The organism is Pedobacter sp. KH_004, from assembly GCF_057840755.1.
Map to the genome: position 1 here is coordinate 624142 of NZ_CM174519.1, position 11976 is coordinate 636117.

Here is an 11976-nt window from a genome sequence, read left to right on the forward strand (position 1 = left end):
AAAAAAAATGAATAAATCCCGGTTTCCAAAAGCTTTACTTAATCTTATAGTTTTATTGACAATTTCGCTGTTTTGGGTAGGATCATCCAAGGCACAAGATTCTTTAAAAAAAGCGCAGGATTCTGCTCAGGTTATCCCTGATACATTGCTGTTCAGAATCCAGACTGCCCAGGCGGCCATTACGGAAATTAATGCAGCCAATAAAACAGGCTATGATGTGAGTGCAATTCAGGATCGGCTAGCATCACTTGGTTCTAGTATTGCTTCCGTAAAAAGGGATTTTGGCAATGGAAAAAATAATGCGCAAAACAGAAGCCTGGTTAGTTTTAAACTGATCCTCAAAGATGTGCGGACTGAACTTTCGGCAATCTCTGCCCGCCTGGTCAAAACCAATTCTGAACTTCAGCGAATGTCGCAACAGGTAATCGACCTCAGTTCAGATTCGCTGCTTCTTGCAGATCAGGATTCAGAAAAAATGTTGTACAGACCTCAACTCTTGCAAATAAAAACCCGTTTACATGAAACAGGAGAGGTTACAGGCAAAAATCTTTCAAAAGTAAGCGAGCTTTTGGCGAAAAGTTCTTCCATGAGCAGTGAGGTAAATGATTTACAGGTTGCCCTTGATGACCAGCTGGAAAAATCTGGGCGAATTGCTGCTAATAGGGAAGTTCCATACATCTGGTCAGCACCTTTACGCTTGTTTGGGTTTAGCCAAATTGGTTCAAGATTGTCCGATGCCTATTTCGGGCAGGGAGAAATCTTCCAATATTTTATCAATTCAATCTGGGATACCGGCGTTGTGTTACTGATTGTTGTTCTGGCTTTTTTTATCTGGGTTCACCGGAACTTTGTAACAGCAAATCGTTTATCAGTTAAACGAAAGATAGGAGAACTCAAATTCGACTATTTGCGGGCTTATCCCATCATGGCCAGTTCCATTGTTCTTTTATGTCTTTTGCTCGCCTTTCACTCCGATGCACCCTCTATTTTTATCGAGGTGGTACAACTTATTTTGATGGTTTTGATTACCATCCATTTGAGAAGAGTTTTGCCAAAAGAAGCGTTAAGGTTGTGGTTTATGATTCTCGGTGGCTTTGTGTTCCTGGTTTTTGCCTCGAGCCTGATCAGTGAGGCGCTCTTGCCAAGATTGATGTTGTTGGCCATCCATTTGGGTTTGCTATTTTTAGGAGTGAGGATGTATGGGAAAACAAAAATTCCGCAGTTTTCCAAAAGGTTCATTAAACTAGTTATCTGGGTGCTGGTATTGATGAACGGACTGGCGATAATCATGAATGTGTTTGGCAGAATCAGCTTATCTAAAGTCTTTGGCATAGCTGGGGTCATTAATCTGACACAAATGATTTCGTTGGCTGTATTTATTCAGATTATGCTGGATGCACTCGAACTGCAGATCAAAATAAGTTCTTGCAACAAAGGCTTCTTCTCCAGGTTAAATCCTGATGCGATGAAATCGCAGTTCAAAAAGGTACTTAAGGTATTCAGTTTTATTGTTTGGCTTTTAATCTTATTTAATAATCTGGGGATGTCATCCGGGATTTATAGCCTGATGACCGGCATACTCTCCAAAGAAAGAAGTTTCGGAAGCATCCACTTTTCGCTTGGAAATGTGCTTTTCTTCTTCATCATTATATACGTTTCCAATAAATTACAAAAACATGTGCCGTTATTTTTTGGGGAACAAAAAATCAGTTTCGATGGCGCCAGTGATCATAAGGGTTCAAAAGTGGCACTTTTTCGGTTAATCATTATCGTGATTGGACTGCTTCTGGCTTTTACCGCATCTGGCCTCCCGATGGATAAACTTACCGTTGTTTTGGGCGCACTTGGTGTTGGAATTGGATTAGGCATGCAGAACATTGTCAACAACTTCGTTTCCGGTATTATTTTAATCTTCGAGAAACCATTCCGTATTGGTGATTATGTTGAACTTGCAGATAAGAAAGGCAAGGTCCAGGATATTGGTATCCGGTCGAGCAAATTACTCACGCCACAAGGCTCAGAAGTGATCATCCCAAATGGTGATTTGCTTTCCGGCAGGTTGGTCAACTGGACGCTGAGCAATGATTATCTGAAATCCGAATTACTAATCAAAGTAAGCTCTACTGCTAACATGCAGCAGGTTCAGGAAATCATTTCCGACGTGATTAAAGGATCAGTCCACACCGTAAACAAGCTCCCACCAGAAATTTTAGTTAATAATTTGGCAGCCGATAGTGTGGAAATTAAAGTTTTAGTTTGGGTTAACAATGTGTATGTAGAAGCCGCTTTTAAAAGCGAGACGCTCTTGCGCATCATGGTTGCTTTCCAGGAAGCAGATATCAAAGTGATGTAATTCGCGATTTGTTACATCAGATAGGTTGAGTAAACGCTTTGAAGAAAATCCCTGCATATTTTCTTGTTTTGTGCAAATTACTATTTGCCAATGCGCAAAAGCCCAGTCTCATTTTTTAATTTTTCCAGATGAAGATTTAATAAATATACGGAACCTGAAGAAAAAAGCATTAGATCTATATTCTTTGTGAGTTTCAATTTGGGTCGCCCTTGATAATAGCTTATTTAACTAATCGTTTGCTAATATTTAATTTCTTTTGATTTGAGTTACCGGTCTGTTCTGACTATATGATTTGTTAAAGAAGGATGCTGTTTACTTCCGCTACAAAACGTTCCACTTTTTTTGTGCTAAAAAAACTTGATAGAACCAACACATCTTCTTTCTGGCTTCCCGGTTTAAAAAAATATACCTGTACATCGGTTCCCGAATAAATCATATTAGTTGATTTTCTAACCGTTTGGATTCCATTGAAATCATCAAATGAATAAGTTCTGTTCCCCAATCCGATAGGGTTTTTTCGCGTGAGCATTCTGGAACCCTTGTCAAGAGTAATTTCGGTAAAACCCGACAGGATAATCGCTGGTCCCCCAACGAGGGTAAAGAGCAGAAAGCAAACTCTCCCGATATTAAAGCCGCCGCCTAGCCATGCATAGGGTGTAATTTCGTGAATGCCTATAGCCAAAAGACAAACGCCAAGTAAAAGGCTGCCGATTCTGTTTCTTTTAAGAGTGTATGCGCCACCATTTGGGATAAAAAACTTATACTCATCAATATACTGTGGGGCGAAATCTCCCAGGCTATCATGCGCCTCCAGATGACGGTGTAGAGGGGTGATTACCTCATCGACAAAGGCGATTGCATTGGGATCATCATTTTTTCCATAACTGGATGATACCAATATCCCTTTTCCATATCGATCCTTTTTTTTAAATAGCCTGTAGGTATAGGACCCAGCCATGTTGGAAACAGGTGAAATACTGTATATTTTAGAAAATGGAAGGGAAGATATGGTCAGCAAGCCCATTATTTTTTTTCGCATGACGCCCGCACTAATGTCAAACTCTACAGATGTGCCCGCCCACAGGATGAATAGGGTAACGACCGTTATCAGGATAATAAGTATTGGCAGGGAAGAAGTAAAAGAATTTCGGAGATAATAAAGATAGACCAGGTATCCGCTCAGGAAAAAAATGGATAGTACGGCAGCAAGAATATAGGATAGGCCATATGGGTAAACTGTTATACGGTCCGGCTCAATCCGCCAACGGGTTTTCGATAATGATTTCAATGACAAGGGCTTTAGATTTTTTAAACATCTAAACACTTTATGAGCGATTTGGTTTTGCTGATATTTAATGAAATCATTAGTAAAAGGAAGTGGTAAGAGGGGCAGAATACATTCGTTTTTTGAGACAAGATACTCTAAAATTCATATCTAAAATTACAAACAAGAAAATCCCCAGGTTTTGAAAATCAAATTTAAAGATTGAAAGTAGAAAACTAAGATTTATATAAAGATTTTTTTGCAGCCAGTTTTAAGACTTTCACAATCCCTTCATTCTTTACTATATACATTCCTAAAGTTTCGTTGGAAATTCCTTCTTTAAGTGAATAAGTAAAAATCGGTTTTTTGTTTTCAAAATAGGTGTCTAGGTATCGAAATGAGATATTTTTAAAGTTATTTAAAGAAGTAGCTAGCTCTATGATGTGAGTAGAGATAACAAATGCTGAATTTTGAATAGCTTGTAGCTCCGCTATAATTAGAGAAGATGCATCATAGGCATCCTTTACATTAGTTCCTCTAAATAACTCATCAAATATCACAAAAACATTTTGGTTCTTAACAAAATTTCTGCAACCTCCTTTACTCTCTTTACTTCCGCATAATAATGACTTAAACCATCGTTGATATTGTCAGGAAGATTAATTGTAGTTACCAAACCATTGAGCACACTCAATTTCATTTCCTCTGCTGGGACGGGAAAGCCTAGGTGAGATAAATAAATTGTTAACCCCAGGGACTTTAACAACGAGGACTTTCCAGCCATATTAGATCCTGTTAAAAATATTATGTTTTTAGTAACATCTATCTGGAGATCATTTTTAACTGGTTCTTTAATCGAAGGATGAAAGAGGCCAGTAATAGATATATTTAAATCTTCCTCAATATTAAAAATCGGGAACGAAAATTCTTTAGAAGCAGCAACTAAAGCGACATTTTCAAAAACGTCTAATTCATACATCAGCTGTAGGAATTTTTTAATATTATGTTTTTCTGCTCCGCGTATAGCTCTGTCTAACTTTGTTACATCTAAGAAACGAAGATGTTTTTCGTTGAGCAATGAAGCTTTCATCAAAACACCTCCATCAATGATATCAAAAATCTCATCGAAAATTTCATGAAGATATGTTGGAGGATTATTTGCTTTTTGATCGTTTATGAAGTTTAAAATGTATTTTGTAGTCTTGATAAGATAATTGAGCCCAGTTTTTATAATATAATAATTATTACTAGAATTACGTATTAAGTAATCCGATAAAGCATCAAGTGGATTATTTTTAAAGTGCTTAAATTTGCTTTCAAGATAGAAATCAATCAAATCGATTTCTTCATTTCTGATATCAAAATTAATTTGGTTATCAAAAAAAACCTAACACCGTCCCTCCTGAGACTTCTGTATAAAGTGACTTATTCTTATTGCCCGAAATTTGGACGACAGGAAAGATCTTGAGCAAGAAATTATAATCCAACTATGGAAGTCATTTAAAAACTATAACCAGGAATTCAAACTATCTACCTGGATATACAAAATAGCTCTGAATGTGGCAATATCGCATTATAGAAGAGATGTGAAACGCAAGGAGACTAATGAACCTTATGATGATGCTGTCTTTCAAATTTCCGAGGAAGAAAATTGTTCTGAAGAGAATACCTATAGAACGCAGCTCTTATATAAATTTATAAACAAGCTTGATGAGCTAAATAAAGCAATCATTATCCTTTATTTAGAAGATAAAAGCTATAAAGAAATATCAGAAATCATTGGATTAACGGAAACAAATGTGGGCACTAAGATTAACCGAATTAAAAGAAAATTGAAAGAAAGCATTTCATTATTAAATGACTAGTTATATGGAACTCGACGAATTAAAAAATCTCTGGCAAGCAGATGACAAGAACTTAGATAGCAGAATAAGACTTAACAACACACAATTGATGAAAATGAATATAGAGAATGCAGCCGGAGAATTTAGCAAGATTATCAACATATCATTGTTAGGGAGGAATATGGCCTTAGTTTATTGCTTTATATCAATTGGCATGGCTATTTTTATGATTGGTGCAATTGAATACAGCGTACCGGCGATATTCGGTGGCATGGCAATGCTTTGGTCATTTATCTCTCATTTATCAATAGAAAAACCTGACTATAATGATTCGATAGTCCAATTACAAAAGAATATTTGCAAATTTAGGATTCATTTGGCCGCAAATGCCAAGTACGACATCTTTCTAGTTGCATTATGGGTTTTAAGTGTAGTGCCTATTTTCATTAAAATTGTTTACAATTTTTCGTTGTTTAATAGCAATAAGGCGTTAGCAATCTTTTGTTTGGTTGGTTGTGTTGCGCTTTCCCTTATGATAGCTTTAAGCCGAAAAGCCTACGCAGAATACGATAGGACCTTAAAAAAATCCGAGGCTCATCTGGCAGAGCTCATTGAATTTGAAACGAAGAGCCTAAATGAATAACACTCAAAATATAATGAAAACACCAATGGCTGCGGGATCTTTTTTAAAGATGTGAATTTTGCCAACTTACGTTCGAGGAACTAGTATCGTCTTATGGTTTGATGATGATTGAGCGGCCAATCACGGGGATGAAAGTCAAAAAAACAGCACAGGTTTAAATCTTAACGTCACCCTTAAATATAATAGATAGTGATAGTCAACTTATTTTATGTCAGTATTAGATTATGATAGTGCACAACCATTTTTGAAATAGATGATTTTCAAACAAGGATTATCGTAAATTTGGACTAAACAAAATCTTATTTATAAAGTTGTAGATGTTAATTTAAATCAGATCATATCGTGAAATCCTTCCTCAAAAGAATCCTTTTTTCAACTGTTGCTTTCATTGCTTTATCAGCTCATGTTTATGCCGTAAAGCAGTCATTTTATTATCAGATTAAAGTATATCATTTTAAAACTGATCAGCAGGAGAAAGTCATTGATGAATATTTAAAAACTGCGTTTTTGCCCGCTTTGCACACCAAAGGCATTAAGGATATTGGTGTTTTTAAGCCGATTGCCAAAGATACTTCAGATAGGCTGATTTACGTTTTTATACCGCTTAAAAAACTGACGGATCTGGATAGAATCAATACGGCGGTTGGCAAGGACAAAGCGTTTGCTGAAAAAGGAAGCCCTTATTTAAATGCGTCATATAATGAACCGCCGTATACCCGTATAGAATCAATCATTTTGAAGGCTTTTGCTTCGATGCCAGAATATTCGCTTCCAAAACTCACTACACCTAAAAATGAACGGGTTTATGAATTAAGAAGTTACGAAGCGGCAACGGAAAATCTTTCCCGCAACAAAATTGAGATGTTCAACGATTATGAAGTCGCAATTTTTTCAAAGTTGAATTTCAATGCTGTTTTTTATGGGCAGGTGATTTCAGGTGGTAAAATGCCTAATTTAATGTATTTGACAACTTTTAATAATAAGGTCGATAGAGATAGCCATTGGGCAGCTTTTGGTCCTGAATATAAAAAGATCAGCGGTTTGCCTCAGTATCAGCATAATGTGTCCAAAAATGTCACCTTATTTTTATATCCAGCAGATTATTCTGATTTTTAAACAGACAGGCTTTTCCCTCTTTTATGAGATGGCAAAGGCTGATGTTAGTAGTTCTAAGAAGAAATTCTTAAGTTAACCCTCTGTTTTTAATTTCTGCGGCAATAGCTTTGCTGGTTTTTTGGCCATTAATAATCAGGAACACAAAAAATAAAGGGAAAAAAGTAAAAAAGCCAAGCCCGTTTTTTAGTGAACTATAGATTGCAACACCCACCAAAGCACCAATAAGTATACAGGTAATAATTAAACTTGATTTTGCTGTCTGATGTCTTTTAAGTAGCTCTTGGTCAGATAGCTGCTTGATTTCCTGTATCGTATTCATAAGGTTAAATTTGATATTGTAAATTACACCGTTTAAAATTTCCTGTTTGATTGAACCACTCGATTAGAATTTGAAGGCAATTGAAATATTTTAATTAATCAGTTTGATCAGCGCCATTGAAAAGCCTACCAACACCGAAATAATTAAATAAGAGACAGGGATCATTATTGCTCTTAACAGTTTTGATCTCCTTGAATAGCCATACCCGGTAAAAAACTGGTTATAAAACCAAATACTGTAAAGGAAGCCGCCTACCGCTACAAATAAATAATAGAAGAATAATAGCGTAGGGATATGCGTGTAAAAAATCGTAACTACTGTAAATATTAAAGCAAGAATAAGTTCTACTGCCGTCTTGTAAGAATTCAAGACCAGGTGTTCGCTATAATTAAGTTTAGCCTTTTTGAACCAGAAATAGCTAAATAAAGAGTAAAGGGGGATCAATATCAAAATAATCACCTTTGGATATTTGGTGGCGAAACCCTCATAGGTACTCATTGTCTGCTTACTGTTCAATGGCATGATGTCTGATAAATGGATTTTTACATATGGCGATAGTAAACTCGAAATGGCCAGTAAAAGAATAATCAGGGTAACAAAACTAAAAAACCTCACCCTTTTTCCCTGAATAAATTCCCTAACGCTATCACCCGGTCTTAAAATCAGCTCTTTTAGTGTAAATAAGACTCCTTTATCAACATGCCAAACACCGTGAATAAGATCGTGTTCCATGAAATGAATTAAAGAGTAGCGATGAGTGCTTGCTTTTTGCCCACAATTTGCGCAGTAAGTCCCGGAGGTTTCCGACTGACAATTTAAGCAGGAATGTAGATCTAGATGTTTTGAGCCTTCCACTGTCAATTATTTCTGTTTTTTATAGCAGCATTAAGTTGATTAACTCTCATCAATATAGGGATCATCACGAGCAGGCAAACTGGAACGATAGCCAGTAAATATGCATTATGTTTGGTAAAGGTTAAATACAAAGCTAAGCTTATGGCAACAGCCATTACCAGCGCATATCCTATCGCGACGCCTTTCATTAGGTTTCGCTGTTTTTTTAATGATTCGATACTTTGATCTGAGACTTCAGTTTTCATTCGTTTATATGTATTGTTAAAAGCTTAAATTTCTAAACATTTTATCCTGCTCCTTCTGGCGCGTTAGCGAAGGAGCAACATAATTTTTCGGTTAAAGCAACAGGGTTAGTGTTTCCGTTTTTAACGTCACATCATCCGTTAACGGGCGATGTAATTCTTATCTGTCAGCATGCTATTCTTCAAATCTTAATCGTTTCATCGTAAAATGTAACCAAATTTAGCCATCCGAGAAAATTTCATTCAGTACCAAAGCTAACATTATTCAAAACTGTAAAAATGGGTTTCAATAGTAGGTGATGCCTTTACGAATTATGTAAAAATTGTAGCTTCTTCTAGTTATTTAATTTCCCGATGCCTGCTTCAAATTTATCAAAATATTATTATATCTCAACATTGAGAGTTAAATTTATTTTACGTTTGCTAAAATCTTAAACAGGTAACAATTTTTCAAAGGAAGATAGGGCTGAATACGGTGAACAAAAACTGGTGAGGCATCATCTATCGTTAAACAAAGCCAATAATTTATTCTTGTGATCTTTTTAGTTTGGTTCAACAAATACTCAGCTTTTAAGCTTTAGATTATCATTAGACAGAAATGAAACAGCCTTTCGTTTTATAGGTAGAAGCTTTGACGGTGCCACGAAAAAAATGCAAATTGCAGCAAAGTTTATTCAAATGGCAAGAAAAGTAACGGATGGCCCAGTCAGGAACAAGGAACGTACCAAGAAAAATTTGGTCGATGCGCTTGGAGAAATTTTGAAAAGGGATGGTTTTTCGGGAGTGAGCATTAGTAGGGTTGCGGAGAAGGCAAAGGTAGACAGAAGATTGATTTATGATTATTTCGGTGGATTGGAGGGCTTGGTGAAAGAATACCTCAATAATAAGGACTATTGGAAAATTAGTCCGGAGGAAATTAGTGAGATTGTTGAAGAAAGTAAAGTAGATGATGGGAAAGCATTTGCCTATCAGGTTCTGGAAAACCAGTTCAATAGCCTAATGAGTAGCGAGGAAATGAGACGGATCATTACCTGGGGGCTAAGCGAAAAGTCATCTGTTTTAAAGGAATTAGACTCAAAGCGAGAGAATATTGGTGATCAGCTGCTGCGTGAGATCTTCGATAAAACCTTCAGTGATAGCCATAAGAATTTCCGGGCAATTTATGCGATATTGATGGGTGGAGTGTATTATCTTACACTTCATAGTAATATGCAGGAAAATCCTTTTTGTGGTATCAACCTTCAAGAGCCATCCGGTCAGGAAGAGATTAAAAAAACCCTCAAAACAATTATCGAGCTTGCATACACTTGATCCGTTGCTGATCAAACCGAATATGAAGTAACGTTACATTTCAATACTTAAGAATAGGGGAGTAGAATAATGAGTGGATTTTGGCTAAACATTATTATTTGTGAAGTCAATGATTGCTTTTAACCTTTTTAAGATTTTATTACTTAAGACAATTTTATTTTTGAATCGCTTGGCCTTACCGCCAAGTTTATTTTTTTACAACCACAATCTTTCGGATAAGGGCAGCCTGGTTTCCATTGGTCAGCGTGACCACACTGCCGTTTTTCCAATATTGTGCAGTTCCGGATGCTCCAGCATCACTGTAACCAGCGACGTAAACATCTGATCCTACCACGGCTATCGATTGACCAAAGGCACTTTGAGGACCATTAGACAGCGCAACTGGCACCCCGTTTTTCCAGTATTTGGCAACTATGGCATTACTCCCGATAGCTGAGGCAGCAATGTAAACATCACTTCCACTCACTGCAATAGCAGTACCTCTTACATCGGCAGAACCATCATTGATAAGAACTGGTGCCCCCAGGTTTTTGCTGTAGCGAGTTTGAGACTGCCCTGAACTATTATAGCTTTCAGACCATGCCATATAAAGATCGTTCCCAGATCGTGTTAAGGCCTGATCGCCGGCTGTTCTTGTTCGATCAGAAAGATCGGTTAATTGTCCGTTCTTCCAGTAGCAGGTAATGGGAGTCAGCCAATCAAGATTTCGTCTTTCGCCTATCACATAAACGTCACTGCCTACAATGGTAATACCCGATGCAATAGCCTGTTAGGTTTTCCTCGGTAAGCACTACCGGCGTTCCATTCTTCCAGTATTTGGCCTGATAGGTTGTTCGCCCATTGGCGATTTCCTGACCGGCAATGTAGACATCGTTTCCTTGTATAAAAATATCATTGGCATAAGCGTCTCTAGTGCCATCGGTGAGTGATATTGCTGTTCCATTTTTCAAGTATTTTGATACATATTTTCCAGCTGCATTAATTTCGTATCCTGCTATATGCACATCCGATCCGGATACCACCATTGCATTTGCATCAGATAAGCCTGAGCCTCTTCCCAAAGTTATGGCATTGCCGTTTTTCCAGTATTTAGCCACATATCCCTCTCTTCCTGCGGCATAGATGTCAAATGGTGCAGAATCGGGGAGATCCTCACGGCTTCTTTTTTTGCATGAGGTGAATAGCGTAATCAGTATAAGGAAAAGTAATGCGTATTGTATCGGTTGTTTCATAAGATAATATTGGTGTTAGCTGAACAGCAATAACTGGATTTGGTTTGGATCATTTTTTCTTTGATCGACGGTTTCATGGATGCATTTTTAATACTCGATCTATATAAATGAAGATTTAGAAATGATACAATCTGAAGATTCTGCTAGCCCTGCAAAATCAATGAAATATTTATTTATTTAGGTGTAGCATAAACACATCTGTTCTCGTTTTGATGATAAAATACCAAACCAAAAAACAATGAAAAATATCGCTCTAAAAAACAGTCTTTTATTATTGATCTTCGTTTCAACTATTTTTCTCAGTTGTAAAAAAGATCGTGGTTTCATTCAGACCAAACCAGTAGATTCTTTTCTTCCAATGCAGGTGGGAAACCTTTGGTATGCCAACAAAGAAAACTACACGGAAATTCAAGATAGCACGCTAATCAATGGGAAGCTGTTCTACAAATTTTTCTCCTTAATTGGAGGAGATGGGATCAGCATTTCTTATTTGCGTATTGATGAGCAAGGTAAACTTATCGCTAGTGATCCAAAATATCCAGACTTAAGGGTTATACGGGCCGACTTCAATGCAAAAATTGGGGATGTGTTTTTTACCATAAAGTCGGGTACTGATACCGACCAACAAGTTACCGTTACCGAAAAAACAGATTCCGAAATGCGCTTTTCATTCGATTCCATTTATCATCCGAATTTGAAAGGACATCCCTTTGTGGTCAGTTATATTAAGGGGCAGGGGTTTCCAGGAACCTGGACGAAGCTTCGTATTAACGGTGTTCAAATTAAATAACGCAACA

The 11976-nt window shown here is 37.0% G+C and carries 14 protein-coding genes; 6 read left to right on the plus strand and 8 right to left on the minus strand.

Annotated features, from left to right (window positions below; genetic code table 11):
* Positions 1–7: 7 nt before the first annotated feature.
* Complete coding sequence (locus AC3ITD_RS02910) at positions 8–2353, plus strand: mechanosensitive ion channel domain-containing protein (RefSeq protein ID WP_489363835.1); 2346 nt, start codon at positions 8–10, stop codon at positions 2351–2353.
* A 295-nt stretch (positions 2354–2648) separates the two neighbouring features.
* On the opposite strand, the gene AC3ITD_RS02915 is transcribed toward AC3ITD_RS02910, so the two are convergent.
* From AC3ITD_RS02915 to AC3ITD_RS02925, 3 genes are all read right to left on the minus strand, one after another.
* Positions 2649–3641: a hypothetical protein gene (locus tag AC3ITD_RS02915; RefSeq protein WP_489363837.1), complete on the minus strand. Its 993-nt coding sequence runs from the start codon at positions 3639–3641 to the stop codon at positions 2649–2651.
* A 212-nt stretch (positions 3642–3853) separates the two neighbouring features.
* Positions 3854–4177 (minus strand): MutS-related protein, encoded by a 324-nt coding sequence (locus tag AC3ITD_RS02920; protein ID WP_489363839.1) that lies wholly within the window; start codon positions 4175–4177, stop codon positions 3854–3856.
* Positions 4174–4953: a MutS-related protein gene (locus tag AC3ITD_RS02925; RefSeq protein WP_489363841.1), complete on the minus strand. Its 780-nt coding sequence runs from the start codon at positions 4951–4953 to the stop codon at positions 4174–4176. Before AC3ITD_RS02925 ends, AC3ITD_RS02920 begins: the two co-directional genes overlap by 4 nt.
* A 109-nt stretch (positions 4954–5062) precedes the next feature.
* Between AC3ITD_RS02925 and AC3ITD_RS02930 the strand changes: the two genes are divergently transcribed.
* The 3 genes from AC3ITD_RS02930 (at position 5063) to AC3ITD_RS02940 (ending at position 7220) form a co-directional block, all read left to right on the plus strand.
* Positions 5063–5482: an RNA polymerase sigma factor gene (locus AC3ITD_RS02930; RefSeq protein ID WP_489363843.1), complete on the plus strand. Its 420-nt coding sequence runs from the start codon at positions 5063–5065 to the stop codon at positions 5480–5482.
* Positions 5483–5486: 4 nt separating this feature from the next.
* Complete coding sequence (locus AC3ITD_RS02935) at positions 5487–6104, plus strand: hypothetical protein (protein WP_489363845.1); 618 nt, start codon at positions 5487–5489, stop codon at positions 6102–6104.
* A 342-nt stretch (positions 6105–6446) separates the two neighbouring features.
* A complete protein-coding gene (locus AC3ITD_RS02940; protein WP_265797738.1) occupies positions 6447–7220 on the plus strand; it encodes an NIPSNAP family protein in 774 nt (257 codons plus the stop codon).
* A 67-nt stretch (positions 7221–7287) separates the two neighbouring features.
* On the opposite strand, the gene AC3ITD_RS02945 is transcribed toward AC3ITD_RS02940, so the two are convergent.
* From AC3ITD_RS02945 to AC3ITD_RS02955, 3 genes are all read right to left on the minus strand, one after another.
* Positions 7288–7539 carry a hypothetical protein gene (locus AC3ITD_RS02945; RefSeq protein ID WP_265797737.1) on the minus strand — a complete coding sequence of 84 codons (252 nt, stop codon included), beginning with the start codon at positions 7537–7539 and terminating at the stop codon, positions 7288–7290.
* Between the two features lie 90 nt (positions 7540–7629).
* Positions 7630–8271 (minus strand): DUF3667 domain-containing protein, encoded by a 642-nt coding sequence (locus AC3ITD_RS02950; RefSeq protein WP_489363848.1) that lies wholly within the window; start codon positions 8269–8271, stop codon positions 7630–7632.
* A 125-nt stretch (positions 8272–8396) separates the two neighbouring features.
* The gene (locus AC3ITD_RS02955) at positions 8397–8639 is read right to left on the minus strand and encodes a hypothetical protein (protein WP_489363850.1); all 243 of its coding nucleotides are present in this window, start codon (positions 8637–8639) and stop codon (positions 8397–8399) included.
* A 648-nt stretch (positions 8640–9287) separates the two neighbouring features.
* Here AC3ITD_RS02955 and AC3ITD_RS02960 point away from each other — a divergent pair.
* Positions 9288–9947, plus strand: coding sequence for a TetR/AcrR family transcriptional regulator (locus tag AC3ITD_RS02960; protein WP_489363852.1), 660 nt, complete (start codon positions 9288–9290; stop codon positions 9945–9947).
* 187 nt (positions 9948–10134) lie between these two features.
* Here the strand turns inward: AC3ITD_RS02960 and AC3ITD_RS02965 are convergent, their stop codons facing one another.
* On the minus strand, positions 10135–10671 hold the full coding sequence (locus AC3ITD_RS02965) for a hypothetical protein (protein ID WP_489363854.1): 537 nt from the start codon (positions 10669–10671) through the stop codon (positions 10135–10137).
* A 7-nt stretch (positions 10672–10678) separates the two neighbouring features.
* Positions 10679–11179, minus strand: a complete 501-nt coding sequence (locus tag AC3ITD_RS02970) for a hypothetical protein (RefSeq protein ID WP_489363856.1) — start codon at positions 11177–11179, stop codon at positions 10679–10681.
* Positions 11180–11417: 238 nt separating this feature from the next.
* Here AC3ITD_RS02970 and AC3ITD_RS02975 point away from each other — a divergent pair, with 238 nt between their 5' ends.
* Positions 11418–11969: a hypothetical protein gene (locus tag AC3ITD_RS02975; protein ID WP_489363858.1), complete on the plus strand. Its 552-nt coding sequence runs from the start codon at positions 11418–11420 to the stop codon at positions 11967–11969.
* The last annotated feature ends 7 nt before the right edge of the window (positions 11970–11976 follow it).